The sequence below is a fragment of the Cupriavidus sp. SHE genome (assembly GCF_000812445.1).
Lineage (GTDB): Bacteria > Pseudomonadota > Gammaproteobacteria > Burkholderiales > Burkholderiaceae > Cupriavidus > Cupriavidus metallidurans.
Genome location: NZ_JWMB01000009.1, coordinates 83,058 through 102,160, shown reverse-complemented (window position 1 = coordinate 102,160; position 19,103 = coordinate 83,058). Strand labels below are relative to the sequence as shown.

Annotated in this window: 16 protein-coding genes; 4 read left to right on the top strand and 12 right to left on the bottom strand. The window is 63.7% G+C overall.

Annotation, left to right across the window (positions count from 1 at the left end; translation table 11 throughout):
• Positions 1–841 precede the first annotated feature (841 nt).
• Positions 842–2,905: a methyl-accepting chemotaxis protein gene (locus tag RN01_RS04470; protein ID WP_024570036.1), complete on the top strand. Its 2,064-nt coding sequence runs from the start codon at positions 842–844 to the stop codon at positions 2,903–2,905.
• 47 nt (positions 2,906–2,952) lie between these two features.
• Here RN01_RS04470 and RN01_RS04465 read toward each other — a convergent pair whose 3' ends face one another.
• Positions 2,953–4,065 (bottom strand): CoA transferase, encoded by a 1,113-nt coding sequence (locus RN01_RS04465; protein ID WP_024570037.1) that lies wholly within the window; start codon positions 4,063–4,065, stop codon positions 2,953–2,955.
• Between the two features lie 8 nt (positions 4,066–4,073).
• Positions 4,074–5,075: a tripartite tricarboxylate transporter substrate binding protein gene (locus RN01_RS04460; RefSeq protein WP_024570038.1), complete on the bottom strand. Its 1,002-nt coding sequence runs from the start codon at positions 5,073–5,075 to the stop codon at positions 4,074–4,076.
• 141 nt (positions 5,076–5,216) lie between these two features.
• On the opposite strand from RN01_RS04460, the gene RN01_RS04455 reads away from it, so the two are divergent.
• Positions 5,217–6,158 carry a LysR family transcriptional regulator gene (locus RN01_RS04455; RefSeq protein ID WP_017514640.1) on the top strand — a complete coding sequence of 314 codons (942 nt, stop codon included), beginning with the start codon at positions 5,217–5,219 and terminating at the stop codon, positions 6,156–6,158.
• Here the strand turns inward: RN01_RS04455 and RN01_RS04450 are convergent.
• Positions 6,115–6,669, bottom strand: a complete 555-nt coding sequence (locus RN01_RS04450) for a DMT family transporter (RefSeq protein ID WP_017514639.1) — start codon at positions 6,667–6,669, stop codon at positions 6,115–6,117. The two genes, RN01_RS04455 and RN01_RS04450, sit on opposite strands and share 44 nt — an antisense overlap.
• A gap of 109 nt (positions 6,670–6,778) precedes the next feature.
• Here RN01_RS04450 and RN01_RS04445 point away from each other — a divergent pair, with 109 nt between their 5' ends.
• Positions 6,779–7,690: a LysR family transcriptional regulator gene (locus RN01_RS04445; RefSeq protein WP_017514638.1), complete on the top strand. Its 912-nt coding sequence runs from the start codon at positions 6,779–6,781 to the stop codon at positions 7,688–7,690.
• A gap of 164 nt (positions 7,691–7,854) precedes the next feature.
• Positions 7,855–9,396 (top strand): MDR family MFS transporter, encoded by a 1,542-nt coding sequence (locus RN01_RS04440; protein WP_035832347.1) that lies wholly within the window; start codon positions 7,855–7,857, stop codon positions 9,394–9,396.
• A 28-nt stretch (positions 9,397–9,424) separates the two neighbouring features.
• On the opposite strand, the gene RN01_RS04435 is transcribed toward RN01_RS04440, so the two are convergent.
• The 9 genes from RN01_RS04435 to RN01_RS04395 form a co-directional block, all read right to left on the bottom strand.
• The gene (locus tag RN01_RS04435) at positions 9,425–10,120 is read right to left on the bottom strand and encodes a bifunctional 2-polyprenyl-6-hydroxyphenol methylase/3-demethylubiquinol 3-O-methyltransferase UbiG (RefSeq protein ID WP_024570041.1); all 696 of its coding nucleotides are present in this window, start codon (positions 10,118–10,120) and stop codon (positions 9,425–9,427) included.
• A gap of 46 nt (positions 10,121–10,166) precedes the next feature.
• The gene (locus tag RN01_RS04430; protein ID WP_017514147.1) at positions 10,167–10,931 is read right to left on the bottom strand and encodes a TylF/MycF/NovP-related O-methyltransferase; all 765 of its coding nucleotides are present in this window, start codon (positions 10,929–10,931) and stop codon (positions 10,167–10,169) included.
• 9 nt (positions 10,932–10,940) lie between these two features.
• Complete coding sequence (locus RN01_RS04425) at positions 10,941–12,218, bottom strand: ATP-grasp domain-containing protein (protein ID WP_017514146.1); 1,278 nt, start codon at positions 12,216–12,218, stop codon at positions 10,941–10,943.
• Positions 12,219–12,241: 23 nt separating this feature from the next.
• Entirely contained in the window at positions 12,242–12,979 is a 738-nt protein-coding gene (locus tag RN01_RS04420) for a bifunctional 2-polyprenyl-6-hydroxyphenol methylase/3-demethylubiquinol 3-O-methyltransferase UbiG (protein WP_017514145.1), read from the bottom strand.
• A gap of 4 nt (positions 12,980–12,983) precedes the next feature.
• Positions 12,984–13,673 carry a phytanoyl-CoA dioxygenase family protein gene (locus RN01_RS04415; protein ID WP_231582254.1) on the bottom strand — a complete coding sequence of 230 codons (690 nt, stop codon included), beginning with the start codon at positions 13,671–13,673 and terminating at the stop codon, positions 12,984–12,986.
• Between the two features lie 115 nt (positions 13,674–13,788).
• Positions 13,789–14,763 (bottom strand): hypothetical protein, encoded by a 975-nt coding sequence (locus RN01_RS04410; RefSeq protein WP_017514143.1) that lies wholly within the window; start codon positions 14,761–14,763, stop codon positions 13,789–13,791.
• The gene (locus RN01_RS04405; protein ID WP_024570042.1) at positions 14,760–15,461 is read right to left on the bottom strand and encodes a WbqC family protein; all 702 of its coding nucleotides are present in this window, start codon (positions 15,459–15,461) and stop codon (positions 14,760–14,762) included. Before RN01_RS04405 ends, RN01_RS04410 begins: the two co-directional genes overlap by 4 nt.
• A 2-nt stretch (positions 15,462–15,463) precedes the next feature.
• Complete coding sequence (locus RN01_RS04400) at positions 15,464–16,609, bottom strand: DegT/DnrJ/EryC1/StrS aminotransferase family protein (RefSeq protein WP_011519641.1); 1,146 nt, start codon at positions 16,607–16,609, stop codon at positions 15,464–15,466.
• Positions 16,610–16,621: 12 nt separating this feature from the next.
• A complete protein-coding gene (locus RN01_RS04395) occupies positions 16,622–18,976 on the bottom strand; it encodes a tetratricopeptide repeat protein (RefSeq protein WP_017511164.1) in 2,355 nt (784 codons plus the stop codon).
• Positions 18,977–19,103: the final 127 nt, after the last annotated feature.

Sequence of the window (19,103 nt, the reverse complement as noted above, 5' to 3'; positions counted from 1 at the left end):
TAACGCACTATGGGTGACGTTTTGTGCGCTCAGATCATGGTGCGCTTTGAAACATTCGCTCTCGGAGCCGGAGGTGGCGCAGGAGCTGGCCGGCATGACTGCGGCGGGCAGACGATTCGCGAGTTTCGGGGGCGCTGCCCGGCCATCACGTCCAATCGGCGCAGCCAGGAGAGAAGGGGAATACTTCAGACGGGGAGAGTAACAAAGTTTTACAAGCATTGACTGAGCGGCTGCTTGTCTTCGGCTAGAGTCATTACTCTATTTGTGATGTTGTCGCGTAGTGTGAGTTGTGGCAGGCGCATGCGGTGTGCTGCCATCGGAACGCCCGGCCAGATGCCGCCAACCCGCGCCAGCTAACGCTTTGCGGGAAATTGCCGATATCTGACGAAGAGTCCACACGTGACTTTTACGCTACTGCGAAGCCATCAAGTGATCTTCGGATTACACCCGCCATCAGGGGAATCCCTGATAGAAGCGCGATTTACACCTCATGTAAGCGGGTTTATATTCGAGCGCTGGACCGGGTACAGCCGGTCCTTCTGAGCAGTCCTGGAAAGCCTACGAGCACCCCGCGCGTAGGCTTTTTTTTCGCACTGGCTGGTCGGGCCGACGATGGTCTGACGCCGTGTGTCTGGTCTCCGGTGCCGGTGCGTGTTGCGCAGATGGATTAGATGCCATTTGTTGTGCAGTCAATCCATCGAATACCTGCCGATTTCCCCCTCAATTCGTTTTCGCGCTCAAGTCCGTCCGCGACGCCGCCGATAGGAGGCCGTGCGATGCCCGGTTTCGGGCGGATATCGCTCGTACGAACAATCGGATCACAAGAGAAAGGTACGAAGTGATGGGCTTGCGAAAAATGGGGATCGGGGCGCGGCTGACCTTTGCTTTCAGTCTCGTGGTGCTACTGCTCGCCGCGGTTGCCGCGGTTGGAGTGTCGGCGCTGGGCAGCATGAACGATGCCATGCACATGGCGGTGGAGAAGCGGCTGCTGCGGGTGATCGACCTGAATCACGCCAAGGCGCACGTGCTGACGATCGGTCTGATGGTGCGCGATGCGGCATTGACCGAGGATGCCGCGCTGGTCACCGCGAACGCGGCGAAGATCGCCCGGTTCCGCGAGGAAATCGACGCGACGCTCGAACCGATCGGCAAGACCCTGGTGGCGTCGGGCAACGCGGAATGGAAAGCCGTGTTCGAACAACTGACGCAGGCACGCGCCACCTACGACGGCCAGCTCGACCTGGTCATGCGCCAACTGGGCGCCGGGGAATACGATGGCGCCCGCGCCGGGCTAACCGCCACGCTGCCGTCATCGCAGGCCGCGTACTTCGACAAGCTGGACATGATCGCCCAGCTCGGCCAGAAGCTGGCCGTGGAAGCGGTGGAGGATGCAACAACCCGCTACGCTTTTACGCGTAACCTTCTGATCGGCATGGCAGCTCTGGCGGCGATCATTGCCGCGCTGCTCGGTATCGGCATGACGCGCTCGGTGACGCGTCCGGCCCGGCAGGCGCTTGATGCTGCCGAGGCGCTGGAGCAGGGCCAGCTTGCGCACACCATCGAAGTACGCAGCCAGGACGAGATGGGCCGGATGCTCGGCGCGCTTGAGCGCGCCTTTGGCCAGCTCGGCACGCTGGTTCGCGGCATCCAGCACGCGGCCGGTTCGATCGACACCGCCGCCCGCGAGATCTCCAGTGGCAATACCGATCTGTCCCGCCGTACCGAGCAGCAGGCGGCATCGCTGGAGCAGACTGCCGCGTCAATGGAGCAGTTGACGTCCACCGTGCGCCAGAACGCCGAGAACGCGCGACAAGCCAACCAGCTTGCCGCGAACGCATCGGATGTTGCCACCGAAGGCGGCCGCGTGGTGCGCAGCGTGGTGGATACGATGGACGGCATTACCCAGTCCTCGGCACGTGTGGCGGAGATCATCGGCGTTATCGAAGGCATCGCATTCCAGACCAACATTCTTGCGCTGAACGCCGCCGTGGAAGCGGCGCGAGCCGGCGAGCAAGGTCGTGGCTTCAGCGTTGTGGCGGCCGAAGTGCGCAGCCTGGCGCAGCGTTCGTCGTCGGCGGCCAAGGAAATCGGCGATCTGATCAATGGCTCCGTGCGGCAGGTAAAGGAAGGCGCGCGCCAGGTCGAAGTAGCTGGCAAGACCATGGATGACATCGTCGGCGCGGTGCGCCGCGTCACGGACATCATGGGCGAGATCACCGCCGCCAGCGAGGAGCAGAGCGCCGGCATCGAGCAGGTGGGCCTGGCAATTGCGCAGATGGAAACCGTGACGCAGCAGAATGCCGCGCTGGTGGAAGAAGCCAGTGCTGCCGCCGAAAGCCTGATGCAGCAGGCCGGCGGGCTGGTGACGGAAGTCGCGCGTTTCGATCTGGGTCAGCAACAGCAGCGCGAAGTGCAGCGCGCGCCGGGGCCCGTGGCAGTCGTTGCGCAGCCGGTTCAACCGGCGCCACGCCTGCCCGCTGCTGCGCCGAAGGCATTGACGCCGAGGCCATCGCCCACGAAGGCATCGCCCCCGAAGGTCTCGCCCCAGAAGGCATCGCCCGAGAAGACATTGACCCAGAAGGTATCGACCCAAAAGGTATCGACCCAGAAGGCATCGATTCAGACGCCAGCCGCTGCCCCGCAGCGCCCGGTGCAGCCATCACGCCAAATGCGCGCGCCCGCAGTGCCTGCCGCCGTGCGACCGCCCGTGGTTCGCAAGACCTCGGCGGCCCCGGTACTGGCGCGCCAGCCAGCCACGCCAGCCAAGGCCCGCCAGCCGGTCACTCATCAGCGCAAGGAACCCGTACTGGCCACGCCGTCGAGCCGTCGGCCCGTGGCAAAGGCGAGGCCATCGGCCGCACCGGTGCCCGCGACGGCCGATAGCGGCGATTGGGAAACGTTCTGAGCGCGCGCCGGTGCGGGGCGGCCAGCATTAGTGCGGATTAGCCTGGATTAGCCCGGATGTCGCCGGGCACCGAAGCCCAGGCCCGGCGACATGACTTCGGTGTCGCCGTCGCGCAGTGTGACAGTCGAAATGCGGCCGTGACCTAGCGCCGCTTCGGCAAACTCGCCCAGCTTGCGCACCTTCGCTGCGGGTACTCCGCGCGTGGCGAGGCGTTCCTCGAGTTCGTCGGCGCGCAGCATTTGCAGGCGTTGTGCGATGATCGTTTTCAGCGCGGCAGGGTCGCGTGAGCGCACGAAGGTGGTGGGGGACTCCGCGTCCAGTGGTTCGGCAAAGTAGGTCGGGTCGGCGGCAAGCTCGGACAGTTCCAGGACTTCGAGAAGGCGCAGCAACTGGCGTGGGGTGTTGGCGCCGAGTGCAATCCAGCCGTCGGTCGTGGGGAAGAAGTCCGCCGTCGGACTACCCGAGTATCCCCGGTTGCCCACGCGAGAGGGCGAAGTGCCATCCGTCAATGCCTCGCAGGCAAAGCCATACATGAGCTGCATCGCTGCGCCGGTCATGGAGATGTCGAGCTGAATGGCGCAGCCGCAGCGGTCGCGCTCGCGCAGGCCGGCCAGAATGGAGAGCGCTGCCTGCATACCCGTTGCGGCGTCGACGACAGGGAATCCGGTCTTGATCGGCGGGTCGTTCTCGTTGCCCGCCAGAAAGGTCATGCCTGTGGCCGCCTGAATGACATGGTCGTATGCGGGGCGGCCCGACCAGTCGGCACTGCCGCGACCAAAGCCCGAAATCGAGCAATACACCACGCGCGGATTCACCGCCCGCACCGCTTCGAAGCCGAGGCCGAATCGCTCCAGCACGCCGGGGCGCAGGTTGTCGACGACGACATCGCACGTGGCCGCCAGGGCGAGAGCGTCGGCGCGGCCCGCTTCGGAGCCCAGGTCGATGTCACGACAGTCCTTGCCCGCATTGAGCGCGAGAAAGCCCTTTCGGCCAGTCTCGGTCCTGCGCATGACATCGCCGCCATTGGCGTTCTCCATCTTCAGCACATCGGCCCCGAGTTGTGACAGGTAGAACGTTGCCAACGGGCCCGCGATGACATGCGAGAAGTCCAGTACCCGGACGCCGGCAAGGGGGGAGAACGAGAGGTTTTCGGTGGTCATGGGTGGCCTCATTGCAGCGAAATATGGTTCGATTCGATGATCCGGCGGTACTTGACCATCTCGTCGGCAACGAATCGGTCAAAGGCTTCCTGGCTCGGTGTGGGGTCGATCACCGAACCCGCCTTTTGGAACATGTCACGTGTGCCCGGATCATTCAGGGCCTTGATCACAGCAGCCTGCAGGCGTGCAACCACGGGCTTTGGCACGCCGGCGGGCGCCCAGATGCCGAACCACGAATCCAGCGCCAGGTCGTTCCGGCCCAACGCCTCGTTCAGGGTTGGCACCTGGGGCAAGCCGGGCAAGCGGGATGCGGAGGTAACCGCCAATGCACGCACCTTGCCGTTCTCGATCTGCGGAATCGCGGTTGATGCAATCGGGAAGCCAAGTGTTGCATCGCCCCGGATCAACGCGGGAACAATCTCGACCGAGCCTTTGTACGGCACATGGACCAGGTCGATCGTCGCGGCGCTTGCCAATGCCGCGCCCGACAGATGGGCGGCGCTGCCGATGCCCCCCGACGCATAGTTGAGCTTGCCCGGCGATTTGCGCGCGGCCGCGACAAGATCGGCCACGGACTGGTAGGGCGAGGTGCTCTTCACCAGCATGACCTGTGGGCTGAAGCCTGTGCGGATGATGTGGGTGAAATCCCTGGCAGGGTCGAACCTGACCGACGGCTGCATCAGTTTCTGCACCAGGTGTGTGGAGGCGCCGATCATCAGCGTGTAGCCGTCAGCCGGCTGCTTGGCGACGAATTCAGCGGCAAGAATGCCCCCTGCGCCAACCTTGTTCTCCACAACGACCGGTTGCCCCAGGTCGCGCGAGACGACTTCGGCCAGCTTGCGGGCCTGGATGTCGGGGCCGCCACCTGCGGCGTAGGGAACGATCAAGTGCACGGGCCGCGTGGGATATCCGGCTTCCGACGAGGCTGCTGCCACGCTTGCCACTCCTGTCGTGCCGATCGCCACTGCCAGGCCAGGTAGCCATGCCAGTCGCCTTGCGATTCGCCGCATTTTGTCTCCTCTTGCTCTGGTCTTGCTCTAGTGAGCTTGTTCGACAGCATTGTGCGAGCCGGATTCTTTCCTGTAAATTATGATGTCTTGATAGCATCATCACGATTTGTTATGACGCGGGTATCGCCTGAGCAACACGGTATGGGCCTCCACAGGCCAGCGCGCGCGCAGCGGCTGGATCGCTTGCGCATCCGGCATCTACGCTTTCTGGAACTCGTGGCCGAGCATGGCTCGTTGACGACGGCGGCCGCACAACTGGCGCTCAGCCAGCCTGCCGCAACCAAGATGCTGCAGGAGCTGGAATCCGCGTTCGGGGTGGAACTGGTCGCGCGCACCACGCGCGGCGCGGCACTATCCCCTGCGGGACTGGTTGCGCTGGACCGCCTGCGTATCGCGCTCAGCGCGCTGGCGGTGGCGGCTCAGTCAACGACGGAAACACCGCCCGCTCCCGTGGTGAGGCTTGGCGTACTCCCGCTGGTTGGCGTGGTGATCCTGCCGAGATTGCTGGCGGCAATGGCTGCGCGGCCAGACTGCCCAAGACTCGTCGTGCGTGAATCGACGGTGGGCGGGCTGCTTCGAATGTTGAGCCGTGGCGATGTCGACTGCGTGATTGGCAGAATCGGCGTGGAGCTGGATGAGCAGGCCGCCAGCAAGCTGGCGGTGACGCCGCTGTGGCAGGAGCCGCTCGCCATTGCGTGCGCACAGGACCACCCACTGCGCCGCAGGCGCAACGTCGGGTTGGCGGAACTGCGCGAGCTGGGTTGGATCGTGGCGTCACGCGAGGCCTATACGCGCCAGGTGTTCGACGACACCTTCCTGTCCGCAGGCCTGGTGCCGCCCTATCCCAGGGTCGAGTCGTTCTCGTTCCACACGAATCTGAGTGTGGTGGCAAGCAGCGATCTCTTGACCGTCGCACCGGAAAGCGCCGTGGCGCACTATGCGCAACTGGGAATGGTGCACCCGGTACGCCATGATTTTTCGTTCCCGGTGGGGCGCACGGTATTCATCACGATGGCGGAGATGGGGGCCTGGCCCGGCATCACGCTGATCCGGGATGCCTTGGCTGATCTGACTGTCCCCTGAGATCTCGCTCGCCCAATACGCTGCCCGTGGCCCGCGCCGGCTGCCATTGCATGACGCAGATGCCCGCCAGGACCAGCACCACGCCGGCCAGGCGCGCCAGCGTGACGGGCCGGGCCGGCAGGCCCACCAAACCGAAATGATCGACCAGCATCGAGGCCAGCAACTGGCCGGCCACGGCGCCGACAATGAAGTTCGCGGCGCCCATGCGGGGCGCCAGCCACAGCGCCGCCGTGATGTAGATCACGCCGAACAGCCCGCCGATCCATTGCCACCACGGTCCCTGCGCGGCCGCTGCGAGATTCGGCGGCGGCGCGCGCAGTGCCAGCAGCACGGGCACGACGGCAACCAGGCTGATCAGGAGCGAGACGACGGTGGCCCAGAGCGGGTGCCCGAGCGCGCGGCCCAGCGTGGCGTTGCTGCCGGCCTGGAATGGGATCATCGCGCCGGCCAGAAGCGCGACGCCCAATGGCATCCAGAGCGAGCCGGCGGATGCGGCAAGCGGCGAGGTCATGATAATTTCTCCGATTCGAATGCAATCTGAATGCAATCTGTTGCCGGGCATGTTGCACGCGCCGCCGCCGCAATGGAAATTCGCAATCCATACATGAGACATTCGCCGCATGGATGACCTGCGCCGTATCGACCTGAACCTGCTGCTGACGTTGCACGCCTTGCTGACCGAGCAGCATGTGACGCGTGCCGCCGTGCGGCTGCACAAGAGCCAGCCGGCCGTCAGCCACGCACTGGCCCAGTTGCGCGATATCTTCGACGACCCGCTGCTGGTGCGTCGCGAGAACGGCCTGACGCTTACCGCACGCGCGCGCGGTTTGCTGGGCCCGCTTGACGATGCACTGAGTCAATTGAACGGACTGGTGGGCGAATCCACGTTCGACGCCGCCCATGCGCGCCGCTGTTTCCGGCTGGCTCTGTCCGACTATGGCGCGCGCAGCGTGTTGCCCGCGCTGATGCGGCGGCTGCGCCGCGAGGCGCCCGGCATCGACCTTGCCGTGATCCAGGCTGGCCGCGAGGCGATGCTCGCGCAGCTTGCCGACGGGGAGACCGATCTGGCGATCGGTGTCTTTCCACGGCTGCCCGGCGATATCGAGGTGGCTACGCTGTTCGAAGACCATTACACGAGCGTGGCGGACCGGGCCACGCTGCCTCGGCGGGGGCCGCTATCGGTGGAGGACTGGCTGGCGCGGCCGCATGTGCTGGTGGCGATGCGCCCCGACGCGCCTAGTGAGATCGATCTCGCCCTGGCCGAGGCTGGCATGCAGCGGCATGTGGCCCTGGTGCTGCCCCATTGGGGCGCTGCGCTCGATCTCGTGCCTGGCACCGACCTGATCCTGACCGTCGCGACCCGCGCGGTTGCCGCGGCGCCAAATCGCGCGCTGCGGGCGTTCGCGCCGCCGATCGCGCTGGCGCCGGTGCCGTTCCAGCAGGCCTGGCACGCGCGGCGCAGGGCCGATCCCGCGCATCGCTGGCTGCGCCAGACGGTGTGGGCGTGCAGCCAGCAGCCCGAGGGCACCTAGCCGCGCGGGTTCGATGTGGTGGCGGGTGATGGGGCGAGCACGCGCCGCCGGGCTGAAAGCAAGCCGACAAGCACGGTTTGAAGCGCTCGCATAAAATAGCGGCTCTTCTTGACCAACAAGAGCAGGCAGGCCGTCCGGCCAATGCCTGCCGTGCAGGCTCCTCCATGTCCGCTCCGCAAGCGCCCTCCGCCCCGCATTCACCCCCAGACGTGCCCGTGATGCAGGTTATCTTCGGCCTGATGCTGGCCATCATGCTGGGTGCCCTCGAACAATCGATCGTGGCCGTGGTCCTGCCCGAGATCGCCTTGCAGCTCAACGGTTTCGAGGACATGGCGTGGGTGATCTCCGCCTATCTGGTGGCGTCCACCGTGGTCACGCCGATCTACGGCAAGCTGTCCGACGTGCTCGGGCGCCGCTCGGTGCTGACGTTCTCGATCGTGTTGTTCGTGCTGGCGTCGATCGCCTGCGCGATGGCTACGACGATGCCGATGCTGATCGTCGCGCGCATTCTGCAGGGCCTTGGCGGTGGCGGCCTGATCTCGGTATCGCAGGCAACGATCGCCGACGTGGTGCCACTACGTGAACGCGGCAAGTACCAGGGCTACGTCAGCGGCGTCTGGGCCGTGGCCAGCATGGCCGGGCCCGTGATTGGCGGCTACCTTGCACACTTCCTTTCATGGCGCTGGATTTTCTGGATCAACATTCCGCTGGGGCTGATTGCGCTGGTCGTGGTGCGCCGGGCGCTGCGGCATCTGCCGGTCAGCGGACGCAAGCATCGCATCGACTACCTCGGCGCGCTGCTGTTTGGCGGCGGCCTGTCCGGCGTGCTGGTGTTCCTGACGCGGATGGGGCAGGGCCACTCGCCGCTGGAGCCGCAGACGATCGGCCTGCTGGCTGCCGGGCTGATCGGTCTGGTGCTTTTCATCTGGCAGGAGCGCCGCGCTGTCGACCCGGTGATTCCGCTGAAGATGCTCGCCGTGCCGACCGTCGCCATCTGCTGCCTGACGCTGTTCCTGTGCTTCTTCCAGTTGATCGCGATGTCGGTGCTGCTGCCGCTGCGCTTCCAGGTCGTGGGCGGCGCGGGGGCCGACACCGCCGCGCTGCGGCTGGTGCCGCTGACGCTGGCCATTCCGTTCGGCGCCTATGCGTCGGGCCGGCTGATGTCGTGGAGCGGGCGTTACAAGCCGCTGCAACTGGCTGGCTGTCTGGTGGCGCCGATTGCCATCGTCGGGCTGGCCTTTGTGCCGCCGCAGGCGGTGGTGCCGGCCGCGCTGGTGATGATCGTCCTGGGCCTGTCAATCGGCCTGCAACTGCCGAGCGGGCTGGTGGCCACGCAGAACTCGGTGCCGCCGCAGCAGGTTGGCATCGCCACCGCGCTGACCGCCTTCTCGCGCCTGCTTGGTGGCGCAGTGGGCGTGGCGGTGCTGACCACGGTGCTGATCGCGCTGCTACGCCATAGCGGCATGGCGGTCAGTGACCTGCATGGTGGCGAGGATGTGCTGATGAGCATGTTCCGACGGGCCATGGATGCGGGGGATCAGGGCGATGCTGCCGCGGTGCGCGAGGCGGCGGAGCATGCCTTCCGCCTGCTGTTCCTGATGAGCGCGGGCGTGTCGTTGATCGCGCCGTTCTTCGTCATGCGGCTCAAGGAGAAGACGCTGCGTGGCAGCCCGGCCGGGGCAGCGGCGTCGGCCGCTGCCGAGTGACGCGGCGCGGGTTGCCCGCGTCCGCCATTCAGCTACGTGCGCGTAGTTCGTACACCCCGAGCCACGACGCTGTCTTGCCGATCCGGCCGCCGGATGCGCGCCACAGTACATCGAGCAGGCGGTTGTACTGGCGTGTGAACGCGCCCTTGATGCCACGGTTGACGTAAAAGGACCGCCACAGGCGCGTGCGATAGGGGTCCTTGAAGAAGTGAATGTCGACCATTTCAAGCAGGCCGGCTTCGCCATAGGAGATCGGCATACCGGTTGCGCCGAACGCGTGCCGGATGCTCTGCGGCAGGTACGGGCGGATATGCGAGAAATCGTGATAGAAGCGCTCGCCGGGCGTTGGGCTCAGCATGATCATGCGGCCGTTCCTTGCCAGTCGCGCGCAAAGGCGGGGCACCAGTGCGACGAGTGCGTCCGGCGTGACGTGCTCGATGAGATGGCTCAGGAACACCACGTCGAATGGGTCCTGGGTCGTGGCGAAGAAGGCCTCCGGCTCGTAGGCCTGGAAGCCCTTTTCGCGGGCGCCCGCGACGTAGGCCGGATTCGCGTCGACGCCGGTGACCTCCATGCCCAGGCTTGCGAAGACATTCAGGAATTTCCCGAGTCCGCAGCCGAAGTCCAGCACGCGTAGCGGCCTTGCGCTTGCGGCCTGATACTGCCGCATCAGCGACATGACGCGGACATACTCCAGGTACTGGTAGTGGGCGATTCTTTTCATGATCGGAGTCGTGCTGCGGAACTGTTCGTCGGGTACAGCGGACCGCTCAGGAGCAGGCCATCGCGGGTTGCTTGACGAGCAGGGCGTGGCCGTTGAGGTTGTGAATGAACAGCCCGTCATCGTGGGCCGCGACGATTTCGTTGACGGCCTGGTTCGCGCCTTCGCAGCCGAATACGGCAAAGTCATCGAATACGACCATGCCGCCCGGCTGAACCCGTGGCCAGATTTGCGCAAACGATTCCTTGACGGAGCGGTAAGTGTCGACGTCGATATGCGCGAGGCAGATCGATGCTGGCAGACTTTGCAGCGTGTCGTCCGGGAAGATGCCGCGGTGGATCCGGCATTCCACGTTGGCCTTCGCAAACAGGCTCCGCACGATGTCTTCGTCGGTGTCGGCGTGCTCTCCACCCGAGTAGAGCGTATCGAACTCGGCATCGTGCTTGACGACGCCGCTGAAGGTATCGAACAGATGCACCGGCCGGTTGTTCAAGGCATGAGCCATCAACGCACCGGTACCGCCCCGCCATACACCGACTTCGACGATCTCGCCCGCAACGCGACGGCATTGCCGCGCAAGACTGTAAAGCTCGTAGCAGCGGTAGACGTCCACCATGGTGAACGGCTTGATGATCTCGTAGATGGCGGAGAATGCCTCGTCATCGAGCCACGGTGAATAGGTGGCAAAGGGGATGACCTGAGAGTGGCTGCACCCTTCCCTGAGCGATTCGAATCGGGTCTGCCGCATCCGGTTCAACAGATCTCTTCGCTCCGTGCGCAGCACAGCCAGAAAATCGGGAGATGTCTTTTCCATGGGTTCCGTCTACTTGATAAGGAACTCGACCATGTCCACGTCGAGAACGGGGATTGCGAGCTTTCTCGCGACCTCGAGTCTCTCTGGAAAATGATTGTCGATAAAGATTGAGTCAGGCGAGATGTGGTCGGCCTTTGAGCCGCCGTCGGTGATCACGATGATCTGATCGAAGATGCCGCGGCTGATATGGGCCTTCTCGAGTGTCTCGGCCACATCGAACGCGTGCCGGGTGATCAGGTTCACCTTCTTGCCGTCCGCCTTGGACTGATACAGGAACGCCATGGTTTGCGGCACAGCATGTCCGTTCAGCACCAGGGTGTCGTCGAGATCGACGAAAACAGAGTCGTAGGCGAAATCCAGACGCGTACGCGTGGCGATACTCCGCTCCACCAGGTTGACGTGCGGATTGTCCAGCGCGACCAGATCGCGGCCGAGGTGATCCTGCACCGCCATCAGCGGCAGGTTCACGCCGCGCGCGCGCTGCGCGACCATCGTGCCGGCAACGCGGCATGAAATCTCGAGAAGCTTCCAGCGGCCATCCTTGTCCGCCTTGAGCTGGAAGAACCAGGGTCCGCGGAGCTGCAGGCGTTGATTGATCTCGCGGGCGATGCCCTCGATCTCAGGGGACAGTGCCAGCAAGCGGGAGCGCATGGTGATGCCTGCCCGCACTCGTTCGCGGGTACGCGGTCCGGTCCAGACGAGCCGCCGTTTGCGGTCCGTGAAGCAATCCACGGTGATCTCTTCGCCCGGAAGGTACTCGACCAGGACCGGGAACTGCATCGCGTCCATCGCCGCGCGAGCCTGTTGCGGATCGTTTGCCAGCGTCACACCCTGGCCGCCCTGTCCAAGATCCGGCTTGACGATGATCGGCCACGCTTTCACCGCCTCGACCGACTGGAACACGTGCGGCGCCCAGTCGGCATCGCGAAAGCACGCATAGGTGGCGCTCTTGCGCCGCGCGATGGCCGCGGTCTGCGGGTCGCCATTGATCAGCGTGACGCCCATGCCAGGGGCGCGCGGCGCGAGATAGTCGAGCACGGAGTCGTGCGTTGCGAAGACGACATCAATGTCGAGTTCGACAAGAAGCCGCGAGAAGGCGCTGTCGAATTCGGCGTCGCTGATCTTCGGCAGCCCGCCAACGTAGCGTTCGAAGCGAAAGCGGCCGTGGTCGTCCACGCTCGATGCGCCGAACAGCTCGACATGTAACGAATACCTGAGCGCCTGGTGAATCTCGGCCGCGTTCTCCGAGCCGCAGGGGAAAACCAGGACCCTCAGTTTCTTGTTCATGGACGCACTCATTCCGTCTGACTTCAGGCGGTGTCGCCGCGCTCGCAGATCACGTAGATGCTCGAGCACAGATCCGGGTAGACCCGTCCCAACTCGAAGCATCCATCGAGATACTCCCTGGAGATGATGCCTGCCTTCAGCGCAGCGTCGATCTGGAAATTCGCCAAGCCCTTGAAGATGATGCCGCCGTGCGTGACTGGTTGCAGCTGCGCGTCGCACAGGTCTGCCTTCAGCGTGTCCAGCGAATAGGTGACGCGATGACCGTGCGCGGCTTCAGCGGGTGTGACGGCCGCCGCATGGCGGATCAATCCCATGTTGACGGCAATCTGGCGCGACCCGGCCCGCGCGTTCGGTGTCGCAACGAACAGGCGGCCACGCTCCGACAACCATTGGCGGATGCGGGACAGCACTTCGACAGGTTCGTCGAGATGCTCGAGCGTATGGATCAGGAAGATATTGTCGTACTTCTTCTTGGGTTCGAATGTTTCGAACGTCGAGTGATAGAACGTTGCCGCTTCGCCTGTCTTGGACGCGGCGACCTCGATGCAGTCGGAAGACGCCTCGACGACGTCGACCGTGGCAAAGTGCCCGAGCAAGCGCTGCGTGAAATGACCTTCGAAGCAACCAAGCTCGAGCGCGCTGCCGGCCACCATGGATGGCCCGAACGTCTTGAGCATGTACTCATGCATCAGGTAGTCGAAGGCGTAGGCGTAGCTGTGTTCGGGATGGTCCTTGGCTTCGGCGTTGTAATCTCGGCTCATGATGTCAGTCCTGTCCGCGTTGATAGAAGCGCTGCTCGACCGGTACGTAGAACTCCTCGAGGGACGCGGGCACCCGGGCGTTGAAACCGATCACCTGCCGGAGGAATGGCGTGAGGGTCGAGATGCCGGAGCTGGCCATGAGCCTCGGATAGTCGAGCTGCGGTTTGAAGAAGGGGCAGGTGAACGTCAGCGTCAATGCCCTTCTGGGAAGATTTGTCGTGTTCTCTCCGGCGGCGTGCCAGATTCGGGAGTCGAACAGCAAGACCGAACCGCGCTCGCCTGTCACGCGCGCCGCATCACGAAAGAACGTGTCGTTGGACGGCCTTTCGGGCTGATGCTGGGAACCGGAAAGAATATGGGTCGCGCCATTCGGCTCGGTGAAATCGTCGAGCATCACCAGCGTATTCAGCATGAAGCGCTTGGCGTTCGAATGAAAGCGGATATCCCTGTGAACGTCGTGGGCGTAGGTCTTGCCGTCGTTGATGAAGCCGCCGTACGAGTTCAGGATGTAGTTGCCGCCGAAGAACCATTTGATAATGGGATCGAGCGCTTCGAACTTCGCCAGCAGTTCGACATAGCAGCGGTCGTCGGAAAGCACGTGGTGAGCGGTGCCCTGACAGTTTTCCATCAGACCATTTGCCGTGCGGATCGCGTCACGCTTGTCCAGCGATGGCACAAGGGCGTGGTTCAGCATGCCGACGAGTTCCTCCTGGATCAGTCGCGGGACCACTGTCCACCCCTGGGATTCGAGTTCGGCTTCGTGCCTGGCGAGGTTCGTGTTCATGAATATGTCTGTCAATTCGGGACCATCATTGACGGTCGAGGTACTCCAGGACCTGCCGGGCAAGCGGAGCCAACTGCTCGGGCGAAAGACGCTGGTCGCAGGGAATGAACAGCGTGTTGCGCGGCAGGCTCCGCTCAAACTCTGGCATGTCCTGGCTTTGCTCGAGGTCAGGCCAATAGGTTGCGCTGTATATGCGTTGGGACCGCCATGCTTCGCGCAGGCCCTGCGGCGCGCCCAGGAATGGGTAGCAAAGTGGCGCGCAATCGGGAGCGGCAGCAAGCGTCAGGCGGTTACGCCTGCCCAGGCATTCATGGAGAAAGGAGAAATTGGACGCACGCCGCGCACGGACTTGCGGATAGTCGATCGCTGCGAGCAGGCGCTGCGTGAGCGGTGACATACGGCGCGGTTCCTGCCACTCCAGGCTGCACTCCGCGGCGGCATAGTCCGCATAGCCGGATTCGGCGCCACCCGCTAGTCGCTTCAGCAGGTGGCTGCTACGGGCTACCGAGCCATCGTCGGTCACTTCGGGAAGCTCTACCGATGCGCGTGTCGCCAGGTATCCGCCATCCGGCACGCCGACGAACTTGCGCGGTGAGTAAATCGTCGCCAGGTTGTCACGCGCCGGCGAGAAGAACGCGTGGGCATTGTCGATGATCACCTGTTCGTGCGGAAAGCGCGCGAGCACATCGTCCACGTGGCGATCGCATACACCGAAGTAGTTGACGTATAGCAGCCACTCACCATCGGCGAGCGCGATATCGGGGCAACCGAGGTCGTGCCGCAGCGCGTATCGCTTGACTATCGAGCCCGCGGTCCGAAGTGGTTCGAGCATGCTGTCGCACAAATACCAGGGTACCCAGACGGCTGCCGGCGCGTGTGTGCGAAGCAGGGCCAGGAATGCCGCGCGCGCCGATTGGAAGCGCAGTGCTTGCGGATACCACTCCTGACCGTACTGTGGCAATTCCAGACCGAGGTAGCCGCCTATCGCGTCCGTGTTCATGCGGTGATGGCCTCTCGGGAAAGCATTGCGTGGACGGATTCGACATGATTGAACATCAGCACGTCGATGATCGACAGGCCGGGAACGAACGGCGCGCCGAACTGCGGATACACAGGAAGCGCCGTATCGACAAACTCCAGATCGATGCTGGCAGCGGCGAAGGTGCCGGCATCGTAGAGCGTGCGGCCGCCGGGTAGATTCACGTAGGTACTTGCGTGTTCGCGAGCGCAGATATCGATAACACGCGCTTCGCTCCTGAGCGCTTCGTTGCCGTAGCCGGTTGACGTCGTCACGAACGTTGTCTCCAGGCCGAGGTATGCGCAGGTGTCGATCACGCTTTTCGCCGCGAGCCGTGCGATCGAATCCGTACTATCGGAGAGCACCTGCTCGACCAGCCGGCTGACCGGTGCGTACTGCGGAGCGCGCCCGTAAGCGTGGCGAAGTTGCTCGAGCAGCTTCCCCAGCCAGCGTTCGCGAGGCTGTGTGCGGACCTCGTCGATCCGGCGCGACGAGCTGGCTCCCGCCAGTGGTACGGTCAGGTAGTGTGGCGCGCCGGCGAGCAGAATGCGGTTCCGGTTGATCCAGCCATTCTTGATGAACGTGACATCGTCGTAGACCACGAAACGGTCTACCGATGCCGCTAGCTGGAAGTAGCCGAGGTACGGGAACAGATAGGGCTGCATGATTGCCAGCCGCATGCTCAATGCTCCGCGATGATGCTCACGACGCGCTGAACTTGCTCTTCAGTGAGCGCCGGATAGATCGGCAGGCACAGCACCTTCAGCGCCGCCTCCGATGCAATGGGCAAGTTATGGCGGCTGGCGGACGGCAGGCCGCGATACATCGGGAAATCCGAGATCAGCGGATAGAAGTAGCGCCGGGCGAAGATACCTTGCTCGCGGAACTTGTCAAACAGGGCATCCCGGCTGATCGGGTAGTCAGCTTCGACGTGAATGGGGAAGTACGCGTAGTTGGCTGTGGTTTCGCCGGCATCCGCCTGGCAACGAATGCCCGGGATGTTGCGCAACAGTTCGCGATAGCGTGCATCGATCGCCTTGCGACGCTCGAGCGCCTCGTCGATGTGCTGCAACTGCAGCAGCCCAAACGCAGCGTTGATTTCACTCATCTTGCCGTTGATGCCGGCAGCGACGACGGTGACTTCGTCGACAAAACCGAAGTTCTTCAGATGATCGATGCGCTGCTTTGTCTTGGCATCGGGGCAGATGATGGCGCCACCTTCGAACGTGTTGAAGACCTTGGTGGCGTGCAGGCTGAGGATCGACAGGTCGCCGTGCTTCAGGATGCTGCCGCTTTCGTTACGGACGCCGAAGGCATGGGCGGCATCGTAGATCACCCTGAGGTTGTAGTTGTCCGCGATCTTCTGGATCGCGTCGACATCGCAGGGGTGGCCGTAGCAATGCACGGGCATGATCGCCGTTGTCTGCGGTGTGATCGCGGCCTCGATCTTTGCAGGATCGAGATTCATCGTATGCGGGTCGATGTCGACGAAGACGGGCTTGACGCCGTTCCACAGCAGCGAGTGCGCCGTCGCCACAAAGGAGTATGGCGTCGTGATGACCTCTCCCGTGATCCGCAGCGCCTGTAGCGCTGTCACGAGCGCGAGCGTGCCATTGGCGAACAGCGACAGGTAAGGGACGCCAAGGTACTCGCACAGTTCACGCTCGAACTGCTGGTGAAACGGCCCGCCATTGGTCAACACGCGCGAGTTCCAGATCTGCTGCAGATAGGGCAGGAACTCGTCGAGCGGAGGCAGGTGTGGCTGGGTGACGTAGATGCGGTCCTCGAGCAGGGCGCGCACGGATTCCGACGGAAGGCTGGCTGTCATGGTCGCTGATCCTTACGTGACGGGCTGGAGCGCGTGCTCGCTGGCTGCGGCGGGTGCAACCGTGTTCTGAACCGGTTCGATTTCGAAGCTATCGGGCGCCTGGCCCGCGCACCAGCGTTCCCACATCGCGCGTAGCGCAAGGGACAGGCTGGACGCGACATTCGCGGGCTGGATCGACGTCGCGTGCATGCAACGCTCGCGCAGGGTGGCGCGTAGCTGCTTCAACGCATCCAGGTCCTTCGACAGGGCAAGCGCGCGTTGGACGAAGTCGTCTGCGTCGTTCGCGATGTACTGATGGAGTCCTAGCTGACCGAGCCAGCTGGCGCTGCCGCGGCTCAGCGGGCTGTTGCCTGCGATGGTTACCGTGGGTACGCCCATCCATAGCGCATTGATTGTCGTGGTTGCCCCGGTGTAGGGGAACGTGTCAAGGCAGATGTCGACGTGATGGTGCTGCTGGAGGTACACCGGTGTCTCGGTCCGGGTACGGAACGACAGGCGCCCGGCGTCGATGCCTTCATCGGCAAACCTGGTGAGACAGGTCTGCTGGTCTGCATCGCCCTCGATGGCACCGATGATCATTCGCGCGCTCGGGTCTGCGTGCAGGATTCTTGCCCAGAGCGCGACGACCTGCCGGCTTACCTTGTTCAGCCGATTGAAGCTGCCGTAGGTGATGTAACCCTTGTGCAGGGCAGGCAGGGTGTTGACAGGTGGGGAGGCGGCAGTCGGGCAATAGGGCGCGACTGCTGGCAGCAGGACGATCTTCTCGCTGAACTGCGCGTCAAATAGTCCTGGCGGTGTGCTGTGGCGGTCGGCCAGGAAATAGTCCATGGCGTCGAGTCCGGTCGTCGCCGGATATCCAAGCCATGTCACCTGGATCGGCGCAGGTTTCCGAGCGAACGCAGGCAAACGATTGTGGTTCGTATGGCCTGACAGGTCGATCAGGATGTCAATCTCATCGCGGCGGACCGTCGCGGCAAAGCCGACATCGTTCATCCTGGTCACGACCGTCCACGATGCCGCGTGCGCTTGCAGGAAGCTAGTGACCTCGTCTTCAATCGTGAAGTTGTAGTAGAAGTGCAGCGAGACACTCGGGTCCTTCGCGAGATACTCGACAACGGCCCCAAGATATGTACTGACAGCATGGTTGTAGAGATCGCCGGATACAAGGCCGATCCGGAGCTTTCGGCGCGGGTCGGGGACGTTCGCGTGCCGCTTCGGGCTGGTCCGGATCGCGTTCCGCTTGCCATAGGCGAAATGCGCTTCGGTCAGGGTTGCCGTATCAACGGCATCGCAGTGGGTCAGGCGGAACAGAACGGCACTGTTGTTCTTGGTATTGTTCGAGTCAAGCTCGATCGCCGTTTGCAGATGCCCAAGGGCTTCGGCTACCTGGCCCCTATCGATCTGCACCATGCCGAAGCTGAGGTGGGCCAGCGCGCTATTGGGCGCAAGTTCGACAGCACGCCGGCCAGCGACGGCCGCTTCGTCATACCGCTTCTGGCAGTGCAGTACGCTCCCGAGGTGCCATAGTGTGTTGGCGTCGTCCGGGGCCGTCGAGAGAATGTGGCGGCATTGTGCTTCGGATTCCGACAGGCGGCCGATTTCGCGCAATGCGTTGGCAAGCAGTCCGCGGATCACCAGGTCGTTGGGCTGCAGTTCCACCGAGCGACTGGCTGCGTCGACGATATCCTGAAAGTGTCCTACCTGATGCAGGGCAAGGCTGAGTGCGCCCCATGCAGTGCCATCTGACGGGTACTCGGCCGTCAGACCGCGGGCATACGCTATCGCTTCCTCAAGTTGCCGGTCCTGGATCAAGGCGTTGACCTTGTTCACTTTCGAGGACGGCGCCTTGCGCTTGTCACCGCTCGCGGTGGCTGTGCCGGATGCGTTGCCGACGGCATGATCCGGGGCGCCAGGCGTGGTGGCAGGCATTGCCACGGCAGCCGGCGCCGGCGACGCATTCGACCGCGCCATCTGCGTGATCAGCCAATCGAGGTCGGGGCCCTTGACCCCGCGCTGCTGCGCGAGATCGAGTGCGATCCAGGCAGCGGATGCCTGGCCGCTCTGGAACAGCGCGCTGATGTAGTTGACCCAATAGTGCCGGTTGTCGGGGCTGAGGCCGAGGGCAACCTCGAAGTTTCGCAGCGAGTCCGCCGGTTCGCCCATCTGCACCTTGAGCATCGCGTAGCCATATTGGGCATCGGCGTGCATCGGCACGGCGCCGATGATGATCTCGTACAGGGCCCGCGCGTCCTCATAAGCGCCGGCTTGCTGTAGCTCAAGAGCGCTTTGCAGAATCAGCAGGACATCCTGCTCCTGCTGCTGCGCCTGAGGTAGGACTTCCGAGACTTCGGGACTGGACAAGGACATGGGCATCGCCTGGACGGATTACGCCAGCATGATGCGTCCTGCCTGTTCTGACTAAAGTACGGAGGAGAAGCCAAAAAATCAGTCAATTCGAATTGGGGTCGTTCAGCAGGCTTCTTCGGTGCTGCGA

What these genes read in the sequence shown, in the direction of transcription:
- RN01_RS04465 (WP_024570037.1), bottom strand. Translation starts at nt 4,065, where the DNA reads ATGACCACCGAAAACCTCTCGTTCTCCCCCCTTGCCGGCGTCCGGGTA.
- RN01_RS04400 (WP_011519641.1), bottom strand. Translation starts at nt 16,609, where the DNA reads ATGACAGCCAGCCTTCCGTCGGAATCCGTGCGCGCCCTGCTCGAGGAC.
- RN01_RS04410 (WP_017514143.1), bottom strand. Translation starts at nt 14,763, where the DNA reads ATGAACACGGACGCGATAGGCGGCTACCTCGGTCTGGAATTGCCACAG.
- RN01_RS04450 (WP_017514639.1), bottom strand. Translation starts at nt 6,669, where the DNA reads ATGACCTCGCCGCTTGCCGCATCCGCCGGCTCGCTCTGGATGCCATTG.
- RN01_RS04405 (WP_024570042.1), bottom strand. Translation starts at nt 15,461, where the DNA reads ATGCGGCTGGCAATCATGCAGCCCTATCTGTTCCCGTACCTCGGCTAC.
- RN01_RS04455 (WP_017514640.1), top strand. Translation starts at nt 5,217, where the DNA reads ATGGGCCTCCACAGGCCAGCGCGCGCGCAGCGGCTGGATCGCTTGCGC.
- RN01_RS04470 (WP_024570036.1), top strand. Translation starts at nt 842, where the DNA reads ATGGGCTTGCGAAAAATGGGGATCGGGGCGCGGCTGACCTTTGCTTTC.
- RN01_RS04445 (WP_017514638.1), top strand. Translation starts at nt 6,779, where the DNA reads ATGGATGACCTGCGCCGTATCGACCTGAACCTGCTGCTGACGTTGCAC.
- RN01_RS04395 (WP_017511164.1), bottom strand. Translation starts at nt 18,976, where the DNA reads ATGTCCTTGTCCAGTCCCGAAGTCTCGGAAGTCCTACCTCAGGCGCAG.
- RN01_RS04415 (WP_231582254.1), bottom strand. Translation starts at nt 13,673, where the DNA reads ATGCTGAACCACGCCCTTGTGCCATCGCTGGACAAGCGTGACGCGATC.
- RN01_RS04420 (WP_017514145.1), bottom strand. Translation starts at nt 12,979, where the DNA reads ATGAGCCGAGATTACAACGCCGAAGCCAAGGACCATCCCGAACACAGC.
- RN01_RS04440 (WP_035832347.1), top strand. Translation starts at nt 7,855, where the DNA reads ATGTCCGCTCCGCAAGCGCCCTCCGCCCCGCATTCACCCCCAGACGTG.
- RN01_RS04425 (WP_017514146.1), bottom strand. Translation starts at nt 12,218, where the DNA reads ATGAACAAGAAACTGAGGGTCCTGGTTTTCCCCTGCGGCTCGGAGAAC.
- RN01_RS04460 (WP_024570038.1), bottom strand. Translation starts at nt 5,075, where the DNA reads ATGCGGCGAATCGCAAGGCGACTGGCATGGCTACCTGGCCTGGCAGTG.
- RN01_RS04435 (WP_024570041.1), bottom strand. Translation starts at nt 10,120, where the DNA reads ATGAAAAGAATCGCCCACTACCAGTACCTGGAGTATGTCCGCGTCATG.
- RN01_RS04430 (WP_017514147.1), bottom strand. Translation starts at nt 10,931, where the DNA reads ATGGAAAAGACATCTCCCGATTTTCTGGCTGTGCTGCGCACGGAGCGA.